This window comes from Brachyspira pilosicoli, from assembly GCF_008016535.1.
GTDB lineage: Bacteria > Spirochaetota > Brachyspiria > Brachyspirales > Brachyspiraceae > Brachyspira > Brachyspira pilosicoli_A.
This window is the reverse complement of sequence record NZ_SAXY01000072.1, coordinates 76,389-100,588: the sequence shown is the minus strand read 5'-3', so window position 1 is coordinate 100,588 and position 24,200 is coordinate 76,389. Positions and strand designations below refer to the sequence as shown.

General features: G+C 26.1%; 17 protein-coding genes, 1 tRNA gene and 1 pseudogene. 11 read left to right on the top strand and 8 right to left on the bottom strand.

Annotation, left to right across the window (positions count from 1 at the left end):
- Window positions 1–217 precede the first annotated feature (217 nt).
- The gene (locus tag EPJ72_RS12115) at window positions 218–1,501 is read left to right on the top strand and encodes a galactokinase (RefSeq protein WP_147732376.1); all 1,284 of its coding nucleotides are present in this window, start codon (window positions 218–220) and stop codon (window positions 1,499–1,501) included.
- A gap of 140 nt (window positions 1,502–1,641) precedes the next feature.
- On the opposite strand, the gene EPJ72_RS12110 is transcribed toward EPJ72_RS12115, so the two are convergent.
- The gene (locus EPJ72_RS12110) at window positions 1,642–3,069 is read right to left on the bottom strand and encodes a 6-phospho-beta-glucosidase (protein ID WP_147732375.1); all 1,428 of its coding nucleotides are present in this window, start codon (window positions 3,067–3,069) and stop codon (window positions 1,642–1,644) included.
- Window positions 3,070–3,299: 230 nt separating this feature from the next.
- On the opposite strand from EPJ72_RS12110, the gene celB reads away from it, so the two are divergent.
- A complete protein-coding gene (gene celB, locus EPJ72_RS12105; RefSeq protein ID WP_147732374.1) occupies window positions 3,300–4,643 on the top strand; it encodes a PTS cellobiose transporter subunit IIC in 1,344 nt (447 codons plus the stop codon).
- Between the two features lie 57 nt (window positions 4,644–4,700).
- Here the strand turns inward: celB and EPJ72_RS12100 are convergent, their stop codons facing one another.
- On the bottom strand, window positions 4,701–6,860 hold the full coding sequence (locus EPJ72_RS12100; RefSeq protein ID WP_147732373.1) for a peptidase U32 family protein: 2,160 nt from the start codon (window positions 6,858–6,860) through the stop codon (window positions 4,701–4,703).
- A 1,253-nt stretch (window positions 6,861–8,113) separates the two neighbouring features.
- Between EPJ72_RS12100 and EPJ72_RS12090 the strand changes: the two genes are divergently transcribed.
- A complete protein-coding gene (locus tag EPJ72_RS12090; RefSeq protein ID WP_242005013.1) occupies window positions 8,114–9,070 on the top strand; it encodes a hypothetical protein in 957 nt (318 codons plus the stop codon).
- Between the two features lie 30 nt (window positions 9,071–9,100).
- On the opposite strand, the gene EPJ72_RS12085 is transcribed toward EPJ72_RS12090, so the two are convergent.
- Together EPJ72_RS12085 and EPJ72_RS12080 are read right to left on the bottom strand one after the other, a co-directional pair.
- Window positions 9,101–9,174, bottom strand: a tRNA-Ile gene (locus EPJ72_RS12085).
- Window positions 9,175–9,334: 160 nt separating this feature from the next.
- On the bottom strand, window positions 9,335–9,991 hold the full coding sequence (locus tag EPJ72_RS12080) for an IS1595 family transposase (protein WP_147732371.1): 657 nt from the start codon (window positions 9,989–9,991) through the stop codon (window positions 9,335–9,337).
- A 77-nt stretch (window positions 9,992–10,068) separates the two neighbouring features.
- Between EPJ72_RS12080 and EPJ72_RS12075 the strand changes: the two genes are divergently transcribed.
- Window positions 10,069–10,974 carry an integrase core domain-containing protein gene (locus EPJ72_RS12075; protein WP_147732370.1) on the top strand — a complete coding sequence of 302 codons (906 nt, stop codon included), beginning with the start codon at window positions 10,069–10,071 and terminating at the stop codon, window positions 10,972–10,974.
- Between the two features lie 454 nt (window positions 10,975–11,428).
- On the opposite strand, the gene EPJ72_RS12070 is transcribed toward EPJ72_RS12075, so the two are convergent.
- The 3 genes and pseudogenes from EPJ72_RS12070 to EPJ72_RS12060 form a co-directional block, all read right to left on the bottom strand.
- Window positions 11,429–11,950 carry a shikimate kinase gene (locus EPJ72_RS12070; protein WP_147732369.1) on the bottom strand — a complete coding sequence of 174 codons (522 nt, stop codon included), beginning with the start codon at window positions 11,948–11,950 and terminating at the stop codon, window positions 11,429–11,431.
- On the bottom strand, window positions 11,943–13,058 hold the full coding sequence (locus EPJ72_RS12065; protein WP_147732368.1) for a chorismate mutase: 1,116 nt from the start codon (window positions 13,056–13,058) through the stop codon (window positions 11,943–11,945). Before EPJ72_RS12065 ends, EPJ72_RS12070 begins: the two co-directional genes overlap by 8 nt.
- Window positions 13,059–13,099: 41 nt before the next feature.
- Window positions 13,100–13,749 (bottom strand): annotated as a pseudogene (locus tag EPJ72_RS12060) (IS1595 family transposase).
- Between the two features lie 234 nt (window positions 13,750–13,983).
- On the opposite strand from EPJ72_RS12060, the gene gpmA reads away from it, so the two are divergent.
- Window positions 13,984–14,730 (top strand): 2,3-diphosphoglycerate-dependent phosphoglycerate mutase, encoded by a 747-nt coding sequence (gene gpmA, locus EPJ72_RS12055; protein WP_147732367.1) that lies wholly within the window; start codon window positions 13,984–13,986, stop codon window positions 14,728–14,730.
- Between the two features lie 106 nt (window positions 14,731–14,836).
- Here gpmA and EPJ72_RS12050 read toward each other — a convergent pair whose 3' ends face one another.
- On the bottom strand, window positions 14,837–15,742 hold the full coding sequence (locus EPJ72_RS12050; protein WP_147732366.1) for an integrase core domain-containing protein: 906 nt from the start codon (window positions 15,740–15,742) through the stop codon (window positions 14,837–14,839).
- Window positions 15,743–16,118: 376 nt separating this feature from the next.
- Here EPJ72_RS12050 and EPJ72_RS12045 point away from each other — a divergent pair, with 376 nt between their 5' ends.
- From EPJ72_RS12045 to EPJ72_RS12020, 6 genes are all read left to right on the top strand, one after another.
- Window positions 16,119–18,926 (top strand): hypothetical protein, encoded by a 2,808-nt coding sequence (locus tag EPJ72_RS12045; protein ID WP_147732365.1) that lies wholly within the window; start codon window positions 16,119–16,121, stop codon window positions 18,924–18,926.
- Window positions 18,923–19,816 (top strand): glycosyltransferase family 2 protein, encoded by an 894-nt coding sequence (locus EPJ72_RS12040; RefSeq protein WP_147732364.1) that lies wholly within the window; start codon window positions 18,923–18,925, stop codon window positions 19,814–19,816. Before EPJ72_RS12045 ends, EPJ72_RS12040 begins: the two co-directional genes overlap by 4 nt.
- 113 nt (window positions 19,817–19,929) lie before the next feature.
- Window positions 19,930–20,844 (top strand): prolipoprotein diacylglyceryl transferase, encoded by a 915-nt coding sequence (gene lgt / locus EPJ72_RS12035; RefSeq protein ID WP_147732363.1) that lies wholly within the window; start codon window positions 19,930–19,932, stop codon window positions 20,842–20,844.
- Between the two features lie 31 nt (window positions 20,845–20,875).
- Window positions 20,876–22,003 (top strand): tRNA guanosine(34) transglycosylase Tgt, encoded by a 1,128-nt coding sequence (tgt, locus tag EPJ72_RS12030; protein WP_147732362.1) that lies wholly within the window; start codon window positions 20,876–20,878, stop codon window positions 22,001–22,003.
- 35 nt (window positions 22,004–22,038) lie between these two features.
- Window positions 22,039–22,860, top strand: a complete 822-nt coding sequence (locus EPJ72_RS12025) for a tetratricopeptide repeat protein (protein ID WP_147732361.1) — start codon at window positions 22,039–22,041, stop codon at window positions 22,858–22,860.
- A 297-nt stretch (window positions 22,861–23,157) separates the two neighbouring features.
- Entirely contained in the window at window positions 23,158–23,964 is an 807-nt protein-coding gene (locus tag EPJ72_RS12020) for an amino acid ABC transporter substrate-binding protein (protein WP_147732360.1), read from the top strand.
- Window positions 23,965–24,200: the final 236 nt, after the last annotated feature.

The following is a 24,200-nucleotide window of genomic DNA, read 5'->3' as shown; positions in this document are numbered from 1 at the left end:
AATTAAAAGAATATACACATTTTTATAACAATCAAAGATTGATTTCTTCGTTATTGTATATTACAATCAAAGAAAGAATCAAAAATATTATAGCAAGTAAAAGTACAATATCTATGGCTCCATGACAAAATATAATTTTTTTATTAAATAACAATTTGATTTTTGATAAAAAAAATATTATCATATAAATATAATTTTTTTTAAGGATTAATTTTTTATGTATAAGATATCACAATTAGAAGAGCTATTAAAAAACAATAAACTTGATGAGCAATTTTCTAAAATATATGGTGCTGATGATAACACTATAAAAGAGGCTTATATAAGATTAACTTCTGCATTAAATCATTTTAAAAATATAGATAATACTCAAGATATTCATGTATTTAGTGCCTCAGGAAGGACTGAGTTATCTGGAAATCATACTGATCATAATAATGGTTGTGTATTAACTGCTTCTATTAATTTAGATAAATTAGCTGTGGTATCAAAAAGAAATGATGAAAAAATAGTTATTTATACAGACTATTCTGATAATCCTAACTATATAAATATAAATGAATTAAACATAAATAAAAAAGAATATGGTAAATCTAGTGCTTTAATTAGAGGTGTATGTGCTAGTATAAAAGAAAAGGGGTATAAATTAGGAGGTTTTACTGCCTATATTACAAATAAAGTTTTAATAGGAAGCGGACTTAGTTCTTCTGCTAGTTTTGAATCTTTGGTTGGAGAGATAGTAAATGCTCTTTATAATGAAGAGAAGATATCAAAAGTAGACATTGCCAAAATTGGTCAGTTTGCTGAAAATAAATATTTTGGAAAACCTTGCGGACTTATGGATCAGATGGGATGTTCTATTGGCGGTATTATGGCTATAGATTTTAAAGATAATAATAATCCGAAATTAGACAAAGTGGAATATGATTTTGAAAAGGTTGGATATGCTCTTATGATAGTTGATGCTAAGGGGGATCATAGTTCACTTACTAATGAATATGCTGCTATAAGAGAAGAGATGAATTCTGTAGCTAAATATTTCTCTAAAGAAGTATGCCGTGATATTACAAAAAAACAATTATTAGAAAATGCTTCAAATATCAGAAAAGAAATTGGAGATAGGGCATTTTTAAGAGCTTATCACTTTATCACAGAAAATGAAAGAGTAATAGAACAAATAAATGCCCTTAAAGAAAATAATATAAAAAAATATATTAATCTTATGAATGAATCTGGACTTTCTAGCTTTATGTATCTTCAAAACTGTTATTCTATTACAAGTACAAAAGATATGGGAGTTGCTTTAGCTATTGCTATGACAAAAGATTTTTTACAAGGCGATGGTGCTGTGAGGGTACATGGTGGAGGTTTTGCTGGTACTATTCAAGCTTTAATACCATTAGATAAAGTAAAAGAATATACAGACTTTATGAATAGTATATTTGGCAAAGGCTCTGCAATGAAAATCAGAGTAAGGCAAAGTCCTGTTTGTGAAATTTAAAATTTTTAATATAAAAAATATATTTAATATAATTCCAATGATATTTTATATAAAGTTGTATAATAATTTTTTATAATAAAAAATAAAGGCTTTTAGCTGAGAAACCACTAAAAGCCTTAACAATAAAATAAAAAATAGCTCTATTCTAAATTTTCCCCATTACTATCTATAACTTTTTTATACCAGTAAAATGATTTTTTCTTACTTCTTTTTAAAGTACCATTACCAAAGTCATCTCTGTCTACATATATAAAGCCGTATCTTTTAGACATTTCACCCGTACCAGCAGAAACCAAATCTATAGGACCCCAAGTAGTATATCCTATCAAATCAACCCCATCAATTTCAACAGCATCTTTCATGTTTTTGATATGCTCTCTTAAATACTCTATTCTATAATCATCTTCCACATATCCATTTTCATCAGCTTTATCATAAGCACCAAGTCCATTTTCTACTATAAACATAGGCTTTTGATATCTATCATAAATATCATTTAAAGTTATCCTTATGCCAAGCGGATCAACAGTCCAACCCCAATCAGTTTGTTTTAATTCTGAGTTTTTTATATCGCCTTCCAAATTATCTTTTGTTATTGTATATTTACTCTTATCAGCAGTAGCACATCTTGTTGAATAATAAGAAAAAGAAATAAAATCAACTGTGTATTTAGCTAATAACTCTAAATCTTCTTTTTCCATTTTTATATTTAATTTTTCTCTTTCAATTTTTTTCAAAGCATAATTAGGATATTTTCCTCTTGACTGCACATCAACAAAGAAATACATCTCATCATTTTTCTGCTGAGCAGCTAATACATCTTCAGGTTTTGAAGAGTAAGGATAATAAACTCCAGCTGCCAACATACATCCAACTTTATTGTTAGGGTCTACTTCATGAGCTATTTTAGTGGCTATTGCACTGGCAACTAATTCATGATGGCTTGCCTGATATTTCATTTCTTCTTCATTTTCACCATCTTCAAAATAAAGACCAGCTCCCATAAAAGGTGCATGCAAAATCATATTTATTTCGTTGAAAGTAAGCCAATATTCAACTAAACCTTTATATCTATTAAATATAACATTGCAAAGATTCTCATAGAATTTTATCATTATTCTATTTTTCCAACCGCCGTATTTTGTAATTAAATGCATAGGGCAGTCAAAATGTGTGATAGTTACTAAAGGTTTTATATTGTATTTTAAACACTCTTTAAATACATCTTCATAAAATTTTAATCCTTCTTCATTAGGCTTATCTTCATCGCCTTTTGGGAATATCCTGCTCCAAGCAATAGACATTCTGTAAACTTTAAAACCCATCTCAGCAAAAAGCTTTATATCCTCTTTATAATGAGTATACATTTCTATAGCATCTTTTGAAGGATAAAAATGTTCATTATCAAAATCAAACATTTTCATCTTTCCTTTAATAACAGCAACCCTATCTTTACCATGCGGAGCAACATCTACATTGGCTAAACCTCTTCCGCCTTCATTAAATCCGCCTTCGCATTGATTTGCTGCGGTAGCCCCGCCCCATAAAAAACCTTCTTTAAATGGCATAAATGACTCCTTATATACTAAAAATAATATAAAAATAATATAAAAATAATATAAAAATAATATAAAAATAATATAAAAATAATACGGAAAACATAAAAACTCAAACAAGATTTTTTCCATATTAATCTGGTAATTAATTAATATAACTTTTATTGAAATTATAAAATTTGACAATTATACTATAATGGTGAAAAGAAAATTTAAAATTTAAAAAATTTAAGGAGATAAAAATGAAAGAAAAATTCAATGCTTTTATGGAAAGCAAATTTCTTCCAATAATGTCAAAAATTGCTATGAACAGATATTTGAACGCTATTAAAGATGGTTTTGTATTTGCAACGCCGTTTATTATTATAGGTTCTTTTGTATTATTGTTATTTAATTTACCTTTGAGTGATAAGACTAATTTTATGTATTTTGCACCTTATGAAAATTTTGTGCAAGCATTTTCAGGAAATTATATACAAATATTTAATGTTAGTATGGGTATATTGTCATTATTCGTTTCATTTGGTATAGGATACTCTTTAGCTGGATATTATGGACAAGATCAAATTACAAACGGATTGTTGTCTATGTATGCATTCTTACTATTGTCTGCAAAATCTTTGGCAGTAACAGTAATAGGTGCTGCTGCTGAGTTATTGCATGTAGCAGAAAATGTTAATGTTGGTGTATTAGATGCAAGATATTTAGATGCTAAGGGGCTTTTTGTCGCTATTATTGCTGCTTTATTATCTGTAGAGATAGCAAGATTTTTATCTAAAAGAAAAATAACTATAAAACTTCCTGAGTCAGTTCCTCCTGCTATATCTAAATCTTTTGAAATATTAATTCCTGTAGCTGTTATTTCTTTCTTATTCCAAACTGTAAATATGCTTATACAAAATAATATGAAAATTATGGTTCCAGATTTAATTACGAAAATTTTACAGCCATTATTAAATATGTCTGATGGTTTAGTATCTATAATAATTATATTGTTATTGATACATATATTATGGTTCTGCGGTATACATGGTGCTAATGTAGTTAATGCTGTTTTAACGCCTATTATTTTAACTAATTTAGCTATTAATCAGGCTGCTCTTGCTGCAGGCGAACAGATACCGAAAGTTTTATCTGGTGAGTTTATGAATAGTTTCGTATATCTTGGAGGTGCTGGTGCTACTTTAGGTTTATGTATTGCTATGATTATGACTAAAAATGCTCATATGAAATATATTGGTAAACTTTCTATAGTTCCTGGTTTCTTTAATATTAATGAGCCTATAATGTTTGGTGCTCCTATAGTAATGAATCCTATATTTGTTATTCCTTTCCTTTTAACACCTATAATTAATGCAACTATAAGTTATATATTTATGAAGCTTAATATAATAGGTAAGGTTGTAGCATTAGTGCCTTGGACTACTCCTTCTATATTAGGTTCATTTATATCTACTAATTTAAATTTTGTTGCACCTATACTAGTTATTGCTTTAATAATTTTGGATTATTTTATATATAAACCTTTCCTTAATATGTATTTAAAAGAATTAGAAAAAGAAGAAAGTGCTGCAGAAAATCAATAAATAAAAAAATATATATACTACTAAGAGGCGAGATATTAAATAATATTTTGCCTCTTTTTATTTTATATAAACTTCGCCTGTTTTATTTTTTATATTCTCTAAAATAAAACTTGTTTTGTTATATATCTTCACACAATCAAATATTACAATATTTCTTTTATGGTCTATAATATCTTCTTCTTTGCATTTAGAACAGCCCACAGACATACTTTTTGGACAAAAGGCAAAGTTCATGGCAGGAATTAAACCTTCTTTTATAGATAATGTATGTTTTAAATTTTTGCCTGCCTCAATGCCCGATATAACAACGTCAACACCTAATTTGTATAAAAACTCTACAGTGTAATTATTAATTGCATTAAGACCGATACCAGCCCACAATATAGCTTTTCCTTTAAGTGCTTCAATATGCCCTAAGTTATTGCATATTACAATCATGCCGCTTGTTTTCTCTACTATGTTTTTTATAACTTCTATATCTTTATCAAATGTTACATGGGGAAGAATTATTCCATCTATTTTTTTATCTTCAAAAAGCTTAATTATATTTTCATCATAAACATTTGGAAACAATATTTTCTTATCATAATGAATATCAGAGTATAAATTAATTTTCTCTTCGCTTCCTGCAATTAAAACTTTTATATTTGTGTTTGGATAATTAATATTTGTGTATATATTTTTACTATAGTTAATTTCTTTAGACTGCATTAAAACATTTTCTAATTTTTCAATTAATGCTCTTCTTGCTTCATTTAAAATTTTTATAGGTATAAAAGGATTTTGAAAATTATCTTCAATATTAATATTTTCAAATTCAAATACAGTGCCGCCTGTTTTTGAAAGAGAATTAAAAATATCTTCTTTAGTTGTTGCTTTAGTTTTAGCTTCCTGAATTATATAATCGCTGATGTATTCTATATTATTTAATCTCTCATCATCTCTACTACTAACTATCAATTTAATTTTTTTATTATTAAATCCAATAATACAATTTAAATCAAGTAAATGCTTAAAATTATCACTTTCAATTATTTTCTCTGCCTCGTCCATCTGCAATTTATCAGTTGTTCTATAAACCTCATCGCCCACATTTACATTTTTTATAACAGCTGAGAAACTTAAATTTCCTTTTGCTCTTTTTACCCTCACATTATCTTTATACAAATCAGAAATCTGCATTCCTATCTGTCCGCTTTCACCAAATGAAAGTCCATCATAAACATTTAATTCTTTCTCTGCTTTTATATATATTTTATTTTTCTTATATGCTACAACTTCTCCTATATATTCTCCGTCATGACTTGGTTTATAATTTTCAAATATATCCTTTGAATTATAATAATAACCTTGAGAAAATCCGCCTCTATTAAAAATCTTCATTAAACTTTCTCTGTATTTCTCAATTGGTATATCTTTATTTTCTAAAGCTAAATCAATTGCATGTCTATATATCGAAGTAGTGATTGCTGCATATTCGCTTCTTTTTGCTCTGCCCTCAATTTTAAAAGAAGTTATACCGCTTTCAAGTAAGTTTGGAATTATATCAATAGTCATTAAATCTTTAGTGCTTAAAGGATAATCGGTTTTTCCTCCTGTGTATTCCATTCTGCAAGGCTGTGCACATGCTCCTCGATTTGCACTTCGCCCTCCATGCAAATAGGAATAGGCACATTGACCTGAAAAACTAGCACATAAGGAACCATGTACAAAAGTTTCAAGCTCTATATCTGTATTATCTCTGATATATTTTATATTTTCCAAACTCATCTCACGTGCTAACACTACCCTATCAATACCAATACTTTTAAGCAGTTTTACACTATCTAAATTATTACAAGACATCTGTGTACTTGCATGCATAGCAATATTTAAATTATTTCTTACAATATCTGTAATTCCCAAATCTTGCACTATAATAGCATCGGCTCCAAAATCAGAAACTCTTTTTATGAGAGGAAGCACTTTATCAATCTCATCATTATAAACTAAAGTATTAACTGTAATATAAACATTTACATTTCTTAATTTTGCGAATTTTATATTATTTTCTAAAGCCTTTTCATCAAAGTTTTCTGCAGCTCCTACTCTCGCATTAAAACTTTTAGTGCCAAAATACACGGCATCAGCCCCCGCATTAACAGCAGCCTTTAACCCTCTTTCATCTCCAACAGGTGCGAGCAGTTCTATTTTTTTATTATTCAAATTATTTTCCATCTTATTTTAATTAATATTTAAACTATAGCATATAAGTAAATGAATTCAAGTGCTAAGTAGATTTTTGATAATTATATTTTATATTGAAAATATATTTTATAGTTTATTCAACTTTTTCCCGCGTACGAGCTGTACCACTACTCTCCTAGCTGTGCACTCCCTACGGTCGGCGGCTTGCCGCACGACAATACTCTGTTTTAATCATAACCTTCTACGCGTGCGGAGGAGTGCTTTTTTATTTACAATTATTTTTTCTTTGAAGTATTCGCCATATGAGTTTTCCGCACGGTAATGCTATGCTTTAATTATAACTTCTTAGTCGTGCGGGGGAGTGCCTTTTAATATACAATTAAATTATAAAATTTATAATAAAAATGCAGTTCTTCGCGAAGCGTATCCGTAGGATATAAGGTTCTTTTATACCAATACCATAACTAAAGGTACTTCTTTCAGTCGCAGGCACTTCCTACGGCCGTAAAAGAAATAAGGTATATGGGAAAAGCCACAATAAATAAAAAACTTAAAATTTTTTTAGTGTATATTTAAACTACTATATTTTATAATGTGAATTTTTGTTTTATTCAACTTTTTCCCGCCGCAAAAAGTTGCAAAAAGTGCAAATGTTTTAACTCTATATGTTTGTAATATATATTAAAATAAAAAATAATATCTATATTTTAGATTAAAATAACTTTATTTTCTTATCATATAATCAATTGATTTTGTATTTATGCTTCCGCATTTAGGACATTTAGGCTTAGAAAGCATATTTAAAATTGCTATGTCTACAATATGTATTTTTGAATATACATAAGCACTACTTTATCAAAATACTGTTTAAATTATTATACGCATATATTTTAATTTAAAAAATTAAGGAATACTTAAATCCAATATGTTTCGCTTATTTGCATATGATTTTCTATTATAATTTTTGAAATACTAGCTGTTATTATTAATTGAATTTTTTTATTTATAATATAATATATTCGATTATGGAAGAAATATATAAAAAATTTTTAAATATAATAAATACTGATATCACCCTAAATAAAAACTTACAAATATTACTTAGTATATTTGCAATACTATTTTCAAATATACCATTATACATATATTTTTTTACTATTGATATAATAGAATCAAAAACATTACTCTTATTTATTATAAAAAGCTATCCATTTTCATTTTTTTATTTGTTTTGCTTTACTATATTATTTCATACTAATCTGTTAAAAATTAGAGTAATAGTAATGACATTTTTATCTTTTTTGCTAATAAGTCTGCTTTTATTTTCTTTTCATTTTATATTCAATTATATTACAATGCCTCCATATGATTCTGAAGATTTTTATGTCATTATAAATAATTTAATATTCATTCCTTTTATATTTTTTATTATAATGATGATTTCTTACATTAATTTTGATTTGAAAGATACAAATAAGATTTCTGAGTTTTTTACTATGATTGGTGAAACTCTCTCTTGGCTTTTTATTATTAATACTGCAAGCAGTGTTTTAATCTCAATAGCATATTTTTCTATTTTTATAGTAGGTGCTTCTTTAGCTTCATTAGTTTATTCTTATGATGAGGTTGGATTTATATTTGCAAAAATTGCTATTTCTTTAATAATATTTTTGTATAGCTTGGCTTTATTTATATCTTATTTTTTATACAAAAAAACTAAGTCTATCATATCAATATATTTATCAAGAATGATTATGATATTTAGTTTGATAGTTATATTTATACTTTTTATTTTACTATTATCTGCAGAGTTTAGACCATATACTAATACTGTTAGTTTTGTTGGTTATAATATAATACTTTCTATTATGATGATAAATCTTTTGTTTACGAGATTAGATAAAAAAGCTACTATCTTAACTAAGATAATATATTGTTTGGCAGTAATTTCTATATCATTATTAGATTTAATTGTATTTAGCAGTGTTTTATATAGAATAGTAACTTATGGTTTTTCTATGAGTAAACTTATACTTTTAGTAAACTGTATTTTATTTTTGTCACATCTTATTTATATTGCTATTAATGTTGTGAAGACATTTATAAAATCATTTGAAGAGTGCATTGTGATGAAAGATATATGTATAGACAATAGTAAGCATATGATATTTATTTACATTTATTTAGTATGGTTTATGATTATATGTTTTATTTTACCGTTTTTCTTTGTTAGTATGTAAGATTAAATGAGATTTTTAAGGGGAAATAAGTGGGCCAGCAGGGACTTGAACCCCGGACCCGATGATTATGAGTCATCTGCTCTAACCGACTGAGCTACTGGCCCCTATATTTTTATTTGTTTTGATTTTGCTATTTTATAGTAGTATATTAAAAAAGTCAAGAGTAAAAACAATATTTTTTTGTTTAGGAGTATGAGATATTGGACATTTTTTAGTATAAAAAAAGCAGGTATTCCTTATAATTTAAGGGGCTGTCCTAGATAACTAAAAAAGCTCCTTTCTTGCTATATTATATATAATTTCCAACTGTTTGTCAACTTTTGGATTATTAAATCTAAATTGACATTCTTTAATAAATAAGTGAAAATGTTCTTTTGGTATTCCATTAAATTTACGAAGATGTCTTTTCGCTTGATTCCAAAAATTCTCTATACCATTAATATGGTTCTTTTCTTCAGCAAACTTTTCACTATGATTAATTCTAAAGTGCTTGAATTCTGAGACATCTAAAACATCATAACTATGATAATAATCTGAATAAACTATACTATCAGGCTGTACTTTTTGCCTAATAATAGGCATTAAAGTGCTTATTTGGGTATTATTTATCATTTTTACATATACTTTTCCGCCTCTTTTTAACAAACCAAACACTGGTATCTTATCTTTAGCTCCTCTGCCTCTTTTTCCTTTTCTTTTACCGCCAAAATAACTTTCATCAACTTCTATTTCGCCGTTAAAAATTTCTTCTTCTTTTTCTTTCTCATATTCAAATATTAATTCTCTTAATCTTAAAAAATAATACGAAGCTGTAGTTTTATTAACACCAACTAAAACTGATGTAGTTCTTGCTGTGGTTCCTGCTACAAAATGTTCTATTAATTTTAATTGTTTATCTTGACTTAATTTACTACGTTTCATACTTTAATTTTAACAAATTTAAGTTATCTAGGACAGCCCCTAATTAAATTAATTAAAATAAAACAAAAGGAATACCTATGAAAGAATATACTTCAAATCAAAGAAAAAAGATAGTTCTAAAAATCAATAAAGTTAAGAATAAAGAAGTATTAGCTTTAAAATATAAGATTAGTATTAGAACATATTATTATTGGAAAAGCCAATTAGAAACTTATTCTATTATAAAACCTAAATCTACTAAACCTAAGAATAATAAAAATAAATTGAAAAATAAAAAGATTATTAAAAGAATAATTGAAATAAGAAAATTATATGGTTATGGTAAATTAAAAATAAAAAAACAATTAGAGTTAGAAGACATTAAAGTAGGAACAACAGCTATAGAAACTGTCCTAAAAGAAAATAATTTGTATAGGAGCAAAAAGAAAAAAATTAAGAGAAAACATAAAGGAAAGCATGCTATTTATATTAAAGAAGCAGGAGAAAAGGTACAAATAGATGTCAAATATGCTTTTTTTGGTGAAATACGTTATTATCAATTTACTGCTGTAGATTTAGCAACAAGAATGAGCTTTAGATATTTATACGATGAAAAAAGTCCATATAGTACCATTGATTTTATGAAACGACTTATAGATTATTTTCCTTTTAGAATACATTGTATTCAAACAGACAATGGTACAGAATTTACTTATCGAAAACATTCATTTGATACAATACACCCTTTAGATATATTTTGTAAGAAGAACTATATTAAGAGAGTTTATAGTCCAGTCGCATCCCCTTGGTATAATGGAGTAGTAGAGAGTACACATAGGCTAGACCAAAAAGAATTTTATGATTTTTGTACTAAAGAACTAACTTTACAGAAAGCAAATAAAAACATACAAAAATATAATCATTTTTTCAATTATAAACGAATACATTCTGCTTTAAATTATGATACACCTATGCTATACTTTAATAAATTAAGGAATTCCTAACTGCAATATGTTTGGCACCTGTGCAAAAACAATATTTTTTTTAGTATAAAAAACTTATTGGATATTATTTAAATATTTTATAAAATTTATTCTCACTCCCCACCCTAAAAGATTTTTTACATTATCTGATGTTTTTGTATTACTTTTCTATTTTGTTCAACACTACTATTTTTGCCCCGCCCTAGTTTTTTTTAAATTTATTGCTAGTTTATCGCACGGTTAAAATTGATTATAAAAAAATTAATGATAATATCATTTAAATAGTATATATAATCTCATTTACCGTGCGGTGAATTTTTATAAAGTATAGCTGAACAACTATATTTCATCTATATAAATCTAAAATATTTGTACTTTTCGAGAAACGTACCCGTAGGCTAAAAACTTTTTGCTACGGTAAAAAGTTGATAATATATTTATAAAAGTATATAAATTTATGAAATGCAATAAAAAATCAAATATACTTACATATACATTCATAGAATTTTTTAAAGGTTTCTTTTATATCATTATCCCAAGTGTTATGATTAAAAATTACTTCAGCACATTCTCTATATAGAGCATCTCTTTTCTTTGATAATTCAATTAATTTATTTTTATCATGCACGAGTAATGGACGTTCTGACACGTTTATATTGTTTATTATAATATCGGCGGGTCTGTCTATAAAAATAACTATGCCTCGCACTCTCATCAAAGTTCGGTTTTTGTCTTTTAATACAGTTCCGCCGCCGGTAGATATAACAGCATTTTTTATATTAGATAACTCTTCAAGTACGTTGCTTTCTACTTCTCTAAAATATTCTTCACCACTATCTTCAAATATTTTACTTATAGTTTTTTTCTCTTTGTCTTCTATAACCTTATCCATATCAAAAAAAGTGTAGTTGATATAATCTGCCAAAAGTTTTGATAAATCCGTTTTTCCGCTTCCGGGAAGTCCAATAACAAATATAGTTTTTTCTGAATTATTCATCATAAACCCCAAGCACTATAAAATTCTCTACACTTATCCTAAACTCTTCGAAAACTTTCTTAGCCTCATCACTCTCAAAATCTCCAACCATATCAATATAAAAATAATACTGCCACTTTCTTTCAATGTGAGGTCTGCTTACTATAGATGTTAAATTAAATATCTTTAACTTCTCTAAAACATCAGCAAGAGAACCATTTTCATGCGGAAGTAAAAATCTCATAGTCATCTTATTTCCAGAGTTTAAAGCATTATCATAATTGCTCACTATTATAAACCTTGTAGTGTTTCCTTTTATGTTTTCAATATTATCTTTTAATATGTTTAAATTATAAATCTTATAAGCATTTTTGTTGGATATAGAAGCTAAAGAATCATCATTACTGTTTGATACAAAAAAAGCGGCCTCTGCGGTATTTGTAGAGAAAATCTCTTCATAATTATTCTCTTTTATAAAATTAGAACATTGTTTCAATGCCTGATGATGTGATATCACTTTTTTTATGTTATTAATATTAGTATTTTTATTTGCCATAAGTGCATATTCTATTGTAAGATAAACTTCACCCACTATTTTACAATTATAATCAGCAAGTATATCAAGAACCTCATTAACCATTCCTGTAGAAGAGTTTTCAAGAGGCAAAACTCCATAATAACTCTCAGAGCTTCTTATGCTTTCAAAAACCTCTTCAAAACTCTTTTTCTTTATCAATTCAGCCTCATCGCCAAAAAATTTTTTAGCAGCCTCATAACCATTTCCGCCCTCTCTTCCTTGATATGCTATAACAGCATCGTATTTTATTTTTTTATTATTGTTATTTTCTTTATTATTATAATTATCAATCAAATGCTTTTGAATCTGCTTTGATGTATACATTATGTCATTATATATAGTAGTAATTAAATTCGATAATTCCTTGTTTTCAAGAAGGTTTATTTTACTTGCTATAACTTCCTTTTCTCTTTTAGGGTCAAATATCGGAGCATTATTCTTTTTTTTAATTTCTCCGACTTTTAAACTAACTTTCATTCTCTCATCTATTAACTTTACAATATCTCTGTCTATTTCATCAATTTGTTTTCTTAAATCTTTTAGCTCTTCCATTTATTTTACCCTTATAAAATTATTGGGGCTGTCCTAGATAACTAAAAAAGCTCCTTTTTTGCTAAATTGTATATAATTTCCAACTGTTTGTCAACTTTTGGATTATTAAATCTAAATTGACATTCTTTAATAAATAAGTGAAAATGTTCTTTTGGTATTCCATTAAATTTACGAAGATGTCTTTTCGCTTGATTCCAAAAATTCTCTATACCATTAATATGGTTCTTTTCTTCAGCAAACTTTTCACTATGATTAATTCTAAAGTGCTTGAATTCTGAGACATCTAAAACATCATAACTATGATAATAATCTGAATAAACTATACTATCAGGCTGTACTTTTTGCCTAATAATAGGCATTAATTTTAGTATTATTTATTATTTTTATATATACTTTTCCGCCTCTTTTTAATAAACCAAACACTGGTATTTTATATGCAAGCTCCTCTCCCTCTTTTTCCTTTTCTTTTGCCTCCAAAATAACTCTCATCAACTTCTATTTCTCCATTAAAAACTTCTTCTTCTTTTTCTTTCTCATATTCAAATATTAATTCTCTTAATCTTAAAAAATAATACGAAGCTGTAGTCTTATTAACTTTAACTAAAACTGAAGCTGTCCTTGCTGTAGTTCCTGCTGCAAAATGTTCTACTAATTTTAATTGTTTATCTTTACTTAATTTACTGCGTTTCATACTTTAATTTTAACAAATTTTAGTTATCTAGGACAGCCCCATAAATTTTATAAAATTATATATTTATTATAAAATATAGTTTATAATAGAACCTATTAATTTTATATAATCATATTATACATATAATTATATTATAGTAGTATAAAAAAATATATTTTATAAATATAAAGATGTATTTTTTACGCTTTTAATATATAATTATAATTAAATATAGAAATAATGAGGAGTTTATTAATGACTAAAGTTGTTTTAATACGTCATGGTGAGAGTGTTTGGAATAAAGAAAACCTTTTTACTGGTTGGGCTGATGTTACATTATCAGAAAAAGGGGTTGAAGAGGCTAAATCTGGCGGTGTAGAACTAAAAAAAGCTGGTTTTACTTTCGACAAAGCTTATACTTCTACTCTTACTCGTGCAATCAAAACTTTAAACTTAGTGTTGGAAGAAATGGGACTTTTATGGATACCAGTAGAAAAATGCTGGCAGCTTAATGAAAGACATTATGGTGCTTTACAGGGATTAAACAAATCTCAAACTGCTGAAAAATATGGTGAGGAGCAAGTAAAAATTTGGAGAAGAAGTTATGATACTCCGCCTCCTGCTTTAGAAAAATCTGATGAAAGATATCCTGGAAATGACCCTCGCTATAAAAACTTATCTGAAAAAGAACTTCCTCTCACAGAATGTTTGAAAGACACTGTTGCAAGAGTTGTTCCTTTCTGGGAAAATGTGATACTTCCAGATATTAAAGCTGGTAAAAAAATCATCATTGCTGCTCATGGTAACAGTTTAAGAGCATTAGTTAAATATTTAGACAACATTTCTGATGCTGATATCACTGAGCTTAATATACCTACTGGAATGCCTTTAGTTTATGAACTTGATGATAATTTCAAAGCAGTTAATAAACAATATTTAGGCGATCCAGAAGCAGTTAAAAAAGCTATGGAAGCAGTAGCTAATCAAGGTAAGAAAAAATAATTTTTTTTAATTATTAATATTTCAATAAGCAGCTTGTTATTTTCTATATAAATAACAAGCTGTTTTTTACAACTAACATAGTGCACAGGTGCCAAACATATTGCAGTTAGGAATTCCTTAATTTATTAAAGTAAACAAAAGGCGTATTATAATTTAAAGCAGAGTGTATTCGTTTATAATTGAAAAAATGATTATATTTTTGTATGTTTTTATTTGCTTTCTTTAAGGTTAATTCTTTAGTACAAAAATCATAAAATTCTTTTTGGTCTAGCCTATGTGTACTTTCTACTACACCATTGTACCAAGGTGATGCAATTGGACTATAAACCCTTTTAATATAGTTTTTCTTACAAAATATATCTAAAGGGTGTATTGTATCAAATGAATGTTTACGGTAAGTAAATTCTGTACCATTGTCTGTTTGAATACAATGTACTCTAAAAGGAAAATAATCTATAAGTCGTTTCATAAAATCAATGGTACTGTATGGACTTTTTTCATCGTATAAATATCTAAAGCTCATTCTCGTTGCTATATCTACAGCAGTAAATTGATAATAGCATATTTCACCAAAAAAAGCATATTTAACATCTATTTGTACTTTTTCCCCTGCTTCCTTGATATAAATCGCATGTTTTCCTTTATGCTTTCTCTTAATTTTTTTCTTTTTGCTCCTATACAAATTATTTTCTTTTAGGACAGTTTCTATAGCTGTTGTTCCTACTTTAATGTCTTCTAACTCTAATTGTTTTTTTATTTTTAATTTACCATAACCATATAATTTTCTTATTTCAATTATTCTTTTAATAATCTTTTTATTTTTCAATTTATTTTTATTAGTTTTAGGTGCAGTAGATTTAGGTTTTATAATAGAATAAGTTTCTAATTGGCTTTTCCAATAATAATATGTTCTAATACTAATCTTATATTTTAAAGCTAATACTTCTTTATTTTTAACTTTATTGATTTTTATAACTATATTTTTTCTTTGATTTGAAGTATATTCTTTCATAGGTATTCCTTTTAATTTGAACTATATATATATTATAAGGAATACCTACTTTTTTAAACTAAAAAAACGTGCAATATCTGTGGCTCCTAAACATTACAACTAACATAGTCTAATTGACTATTTGTATTTTATATGATATTATATATAAAATAGGTTAAAAATTATGAAACAAACAAACAAACAAACAAACAAACAAACAAACAAACAAACAAACAAACAAACAAACAAACAAACAAACAAACAAACAAACAAACAAACATTTCTATATATTCTCAAGTTTTATTCTACTAATACACTCTATTTTTGTTGCAAAAATTTTTATTACACAATTAGAATCTTTTTTTCTAGTAAACTATACATTTCTAAGGATTAGTATATGAAAAATAAGAATATTTTTTTGAAAATTTACATAGTATTTGTTGTTATACTAACTATTTCAGTAATAGTGTTATCTATTTTAGGTAAAAAAGAAAGGACAGGCTATTTATCAGAATTTAATATAAATGTTAATAAAACTTTAGAAATAAATGGATTGGATAAAGAAGAAACTAAACAATTATTTACTATAGATAATAAGTTAGATAACACAGCTGTTGCTAATTATATATTTACTAATACTTCTATAACAAACTATAGTTATAACTTTAGAATAAAATACTATAGCAAAATATTTAGAAACAGTGATATTTATGATGTTTATCCACGTTTAAATAATTTAACTAACTATGTAAAATCAGCTAAAATGAATGATAGATTTGGTACACCTTTTGGTAATTTAATTTCTAGTAAAGAACTCAGCAGTTTAGAAAATATTGATAATGTTAATTATTATTTGAAAGTTAAATATAAAATCTATATTTACATATTAACTATAATGTTAATATTACTTATTACTGTTTTTATCAAAAAAATTATAATATTTTTTAAAAAAATAAATAAAATAAAAATTATTCAAATATATTCTGCAATATTAATATTATATATAGTCTTTATATTTGTATTATATTTTTATTCAAATGACAAGCATACAGCTGTTATATCTAATTTTGAATTATTATATGAAACTTCAGAGGGTTTTGTCTATAAATCTAATATATATCCAAATAAAATATTTTTAAATGATAAATTTTATAGATATTCTAATGAACCTCTAATATTAAATAATATACCAACAGAAATAAAAAATTATGGGTATGCTATAGAAATAGATACAAGCAAAGATATTTATATTTATAATAGAGAATTATTATCATATCCTAAATATAATTTACATACTTCTAAAGGAGAAATTTATGAATTAGAATTACTTGCTGAAAAAATATTAAATACAAATGATGAGAATATATATTATTTTTTGGATCCAATTAATTTAGAAAGTGTTATTCGTAAATCATCTGTAAATACAAATCAAAATTTTATACTTTATAAAGGTAGCAACCAAATTGAAAAAACATTTGATGATGATAAATATAATAATACAATATCATTTAAAATTCCTGATGGTTCTAATATAAAATATATTAAAATAAAAGAAATTAGTCAAAATCTATATATTAAGAATAATGAGTATTGTATTTTCACATCATTTGAAAAACTTCCAATAGGTTATAAAATAGATAATGTAGAGTATAAATTAAAAATAAGCAATAATATTTATGTACTATTATTTATTTTCATAATAATCTATTTAATATTATTATACTATTGTAACAAAAATATTTTATATAAATATATTACTGATAAAATATTTATATGTATTATAATAATTGTTGGACTATTCATATCTATATTTCAGTTTTATCTAGGTTTTCCTGGAAATTATTCTGGTGATCCTGTATTTATAATATTAGAGTCGTTAACTGGATATTATCAAAATTTAAATCCTATATTTATATCAGTATTTCTAAAATTTCTTTATAATATTTTTGGCTACCATACATTTTATATGTTTTTTATTAATATATTTAGTTTTGGTATAGCTGTAATGTTATTAATTATAGCTTTATATATAAGATATAGAAATAAATGTTTTATATTTTTATATTTAATAAATTCTAGTATTATATTAAATATATTTACAACAAATTTTATACCACATAAAGATTTTGTTATGGCCAGATTAGTATTTTTATTATATTCATTAGTATTTTTTCAAATAATAGTTAATATAAAAAATATATACGCTAAAATTTTATTAAAAATATTCACAGTAATTATATTTATTTTTGCCTTATTATGGAGACATAACTCAATCGTTACTTTATATCCAATTTTTATATTATATGCTTATATTATAATTTCTAAATTGAAAGAAATAAAATTATTAAAAAAAATTATATATTTTATTGCCATAATGTTTGTATCAGCGATTGTTTTAATTACTATAGTAAAAATTAATCCATATATATATAAAAATAATGGTCAAGTTGATAAATATGCTTCAAATCATATATTTTTAATTCAAATATCAGCTTGTGCTGTTATGGCAGATGATCCTAGTATGATCCCAAATGAATATTATGTAGAAGGTAAAAATTTTGAAGATGTAAAAGAATTATATAACAAAAATCAATTAAACGCTGATTATTTTGGAAGTTGGAATTATAAAGAAATAACACCATATAAATATTTTGTTCATTTAAATGGATTAGCTGGTACATGGATTAAATATATAATTAAATATCCATTTTTTTATTTAAAACATATAATAAATTTTACATATCATATTTGGTTAAAAACATATGGAGGACATATAGAAGATAAATATATTATTCAAGAATATCCATTACATTATTATATAGAATTGGAAAAATATTATTCAGTGTTTCCTAAAAATGAATTAAGCATAAATTTTTCAGATTTTCAATTAGATATATTTACAATTATATCAAAATATTCTATTAGAATTTATTATAGTATTCCTATAATTATTTCAATACTAATTTTTATATCGAGCACATTATTTATTTTTATTTATAAAAGTAAGATAAATAATATTTTAATTTTTAGTTTTTCAACTTCTTTTTCTGCATTTGCTACAGCTATTATTGTTGCAATATTTTCTCCAGTAGTATCTGTTAGATATATTTTTCCTGTTCTAACAATATCAATAATATCAGCTATATCTTTTATTATGTTCATTTATGAATATATAATAAATAAAAATAATAGGAGTAAAAAATGAAAGTATCAGCAATAATACCTTGTTATAATGAAGAGCTTACAATAAAACAAGTAATAGAAGACATAAAAAAATATTATCCAGAATGCGAAGTATATGTATTTGATAATAACTCTACAGACAATTCATATAACATTGCTAAAGAATCTGGAGCAATAGTTAAAAAAGTTATATATCAAGGTAAGGGTGAAGTTGTAAGGCAGGCTTTCTCTAGTGTAGACAGCGATATTTATATATTAATAGACGGCGATAATGAATGTGATGCGTCTGCCATACCAAGATTAGTTAATTATTTAATTGATAATGATTTAGATATGGTTACTGTTGTACGAAAAGCGGGTAAATACAGAAAAGGTCATTCCTTTGGAAATAAAATGATAACCTCTTTCGCAAAATTTTTATTTGGAAATAATGTTAATGATATATTAAGCGGATATAGAGTATTCTCACGTAAATTTGTGAAGACTTTTCCTTCATCTTCAAAGGGTTTTGAAATAGAAGCTGAACTTACAATATTTGCTATGCAGATGCGTATGCAAATAGGTGAAATGGAAGCAGAATATAAAAGCAGACCTGAAGGTTCTTTTTCTAAACTTAATACTTTTAGAGATGGTTTTAGGATACTTGGTCTTATGATATATTTACTTATGACAGAAAAGCCTATGGTTTTTTGGTGGATAATAGCTTCATTCTTTGCTCTATTTGGTTTTTATTATGGTTTGCCAATTATATATTCTTTTGTAACAATTGGTTTTGTACCTATTGCTACATCGGTGCTTGCTACAGGCTTTATACTTTTATCTGGAATATGCATTATAACTGGGCTTATAATGAATGCAATAGGAAGAGCTATAGCAGAAAATAGAAGATTTAAATATAATTCTGTAAAATAATAAAAAGTATATTAAAAATTGCAGCTATTCAAAATTAATGCCTCCTTGATTTTTTAGTGCATAACATATAATATAAAATTATAAATAATATAAAATAATAATAAGGAATATTGATGAAATACCCTGAATTTTTTACTCCATTTGTATTTCCAGAGAACATACCAGTACTTGGTGCTATTAGATGGTATGGACTTATGTATATAGTTGGAATTGTAGTTTCTTGTTTGATACTTTCTCATTTACAAAAAAAAGGTTGGATTAAATTTAACGACTCAAAAGACGGCGGAGCTTATGATATGGTTTTTTATGCAGCTGTTGGTGCTATAGTTGGTGCTAGAGTTGGATATTTTTTACTTTACTCACCTTCTTCTTTTTTGAGGCCTTGGGAAATATTGGGCTTTAACCTTGATAATGGAATTACTTTTTTAGGTTTTGCTGGAATGTCTTTTCATGGAGGACTTATAGGAATGATTATTGGAGGGTATATATTCAGCAAAAAATATAAATATGAATTTTTAAATATAGCAGACCATGCAACACTTCCTTCTAGTTTTGCTTTGTTTTTCGGAAGAATAGGTAATTTTATGAATGCAGAGCTTTACGGAAGAGTTACTAACTCATCTTTTGGAATGATATTTCCTAATTATGATGCAGTTGGAGGATACGAAAAATGGAAGGAATTGATACCTGCAATTAGACCATATACAGAATTAAGATATCCTTCACAATTATATGAAGCATTTCTTGAAGGTTTAGTTCTTGCTTTGGTTTCTTATATAATATTGGCATTAAGTCAAAAAAATAAGAATATAAGAAAAGGTACAAGGCTATTTGTATGGATATTTTTATATGGGCTTTTTAGAGCTGTAATAGAGCAGTTTTTTAGAGATGTTACAGAATGGACTATAGGTCCTATCACATCTGGAGCAATATATTCTATAATAATGATGATAGTATCTTTAATAATGCTTATATATATTTATACAAAAAAGCCAGATGATAAAAAAATATCAAAAACAAAAAAATAACTAATTAAAAATAATTAAATAAAGGTTTATTATGTCATTTTCTTTTGAAGTATTAAAAAACTCTAGTCAGACACATGCAAGACTTGGTAAAATAGAAGTTAATGGTGTTGTAATAGATACGCCTGTTTTTATGCCTGTAGGAACTAAAGCTACTGTAAAAGCATTAACCCCTGCTATGGTAGAAGAAACTGAAAGTAAAATAATACTTGCTAATACTTATCATTTAGTTTTAAGACCTAGTTTAGAAGTGATAAAAAAATTCGGCGGTGTAAAAAAGTTTATGAATTGGAAAGGGGCAATGCTTACAGATTCCGGCGGTTTTCAGGTTTTTTCGCTTGCTCAGCTAAGAAAAATCAATGATGAAGGAGTTGAGTTTAGGTCGCATATAGACGGCACAAAATATTTCTTTACACCAAAAAGCGTAATGGAAGCAGAACATATTATAGGAGCTGACTTTATAATGAGTTTTGATGAATGCTGTAAGGCTGATGCTGATTATAATTATGCTAAAGAGGCAATGCTAAGAACTCATAAATGGGCTAGGGAATGTAAGGAATATCATGACAGCACCCCTAACAGCGAATATCAATACTTAGGCGGTATAATACAGGGCGGAATGTTTGATGATTTGAGAAAAGAAAGTGCTGAAACTTTGGTTAATATGGATTTTCCTTTTTATTCTATAGGAGGGCTTTCTGTTGGGGAAACTCCAGAAAATATGCATGAGGTACTTTCTAAAGTTATGACATATACCAACAAGCAAAAGCCTCGTTATTTGATGGGGGTAAGTGAGCCTCGTGATATACTTAATGCTGTTATGGAAGGCATTGATATGTTTGACTGCGTGATGCCTACTAGAAATGCTAGAAATGGAGAGGCTTTTACTATGAATGGGGTTATTAGAATTAGAAACTCAAAATACAGAACTGATGATACCATATTAGAAGAAGGATGCGACTGTTATACTTGTAAAAACTTCTCTAAGGCTTATCTTAATCATCTTGATAAATCGCATGAAATACTATTTTCTATACTTATGACTATACATAATATGAGATTTATGCAGAGATTTATGAAGGATTTAAGAAATAGTATAGAAAATGATAATTTTAGCGAATATAGAAATACTATGATGAAAAGATTTTACGAAAATGAATAATAATAATTTTAAAAGGAGGAGGAAAATATTATATTATGGCAAAAGATTATAGTGAACATATAAAGAAATATAATGAAATACTAAATAATAACCCTAATGATATTAATGCCCTCACTTCTTTGGCAAGAATATATGTAAAAGAAAATAAATTGAATGAGGCTGAAAAATATTATAATAAAATATTAGAGAACAGTCCTGATAATACTGAAGCTTTGTATATTATAGGTTTTATTAATATGCAAAAAAATAATTATAAAAAGGCAATAGACAATTTTATTAAATTAATAGAACTTGGCATAGATAATGCTTTTGTATATGAATATTTATCTATAATGGATAATAATAACAGAGAAACATTTTTAAATAAAGCAATAGAAAAACATAATCAAAATAAATTAAAGAGAAAAGATTATGAGAGAATTTCATATATGGCTTATCAAAGTTATAAATGGAGAATGTACGATTTTGCTTTATACTATGCTGAACTTACATATTCAATAAAGCAAACTAATGATATTATAAACCTACTCGGATGCATTTGTTTTTATAGAGAAGAATATGACAAAGCACTTTCCTATTTTCACGAGCTTAATTTTAATTGTAATAAAACAAACATATACGCACTATGTAATATTGCTTCTTGTTACAGAAAAAAAAATAGTAATAATATGGCTATAAAATATTTAGACAGGGCAAAAGCATTAGATGATAATAATAAATTGATATATTTTAACATAGGAACTATATACGATAAACTTGGAAATATAAAATCAGCTTTAGAAAACTTTAATAAAGCCATAGAAATTGATTCTAATTATACTGAAGCAATAGATGCAAAAAATTTAATATCTATATAATTTTTAATAAAAATTTAATAAAAAAAACAAAAAATACATATAATGGGTATTGACATTTTTATAAATAGTATTATAATTTGTAGTAAGAAAATCAAGTTAGGAGATAAAAATGAATAAGATGTATTTTTCTACACTTCAATTATCAAAATCTTTCTCTCCTAAATTCCATCATCACCATCAATAATAATCATTTCTTTTATAAATAACTATAAACAATAATTTTAAAAACATTATTTTTTTATTACGTTTATATAGATTAATTTAAAAAACAATTATTTAATTTAGGAGGAAAAAACTATGAAACGTATATTAATTTTATTTTCTATGATTATTTTTGCTATATCTTGTTCAAAAACAGAAACGCAAAACACACAAGCAGGAGTTGACAATTCTTTACAAAAAGTAAAAGACAGCGGCAAATTGATATTAGGTTTAGATGACACTTTTGCACCTATGGGTTTTAGAGATGAAGCTGGAAATGTAGTTGGTTTTGATATTGATTTAGCTCAGGAAGTTGCTAATCGCTTGGGAGTAAAATTAGAAGTTAAGCCTATAGATTGGGCAAGCGGTATATTAAGCTTAAACAAAGGAGATGTTGATATGTTATGGAACGGCTTTACAATTAATGAAAGCAGAAAACAACAAATTAATTTCTCTAAGCCATATCTTAATAACAGACTAATAATAGTAAAATCTTCTGACAGAACAGACATTAACAGCAAAGAAGATTTGAAAGGAAAAGTCTTAGGGGTACAAGTTGGAAGCAATCAAGAGGCATTAGAAGCTGACCCTATAAGCAAAGAAGCTAAAGAGGTTAGACCTTATGATGTTAATGTTAATGCTTTCTTAGATTTACAAGCTAAGAGAATAGATGTTGTTGTAATAGATGAAGTTGCAGCACGTTATTATATAGCTGAAGAGAATGTTAATTTTGAAGTTGTAGAAAATAGCCCATTAACTGAAGAGCTTTATGGTATAGGTTTTAGAAAAAATGATGTAGAATTATTAAATGCTGTTGACAAAGCTTTAGATGATATGAGAGCTGATGGAAAAGCAGCAGAGATTTCTACTAAATGGTTTGGTAAAGACATTGTTGTAAAATAATAAAAAATTAATGGGGGCTAAAAATAATATAAAGCCTCCATTAAACAAATAATAATAAATAATTCAAAAAAATAGGAGATTAAAAATGAATAACATCAAATGCTTTTTCAAAGTTCAATTCTTAAAACAATATTCTCCTAAACATCATCATCATTAATAATTTCTTTTTATTATATAAACTTATATAAGCATCAATTTTAAAACAATATTATATTTATTAACTTAAGAAAAAAAAT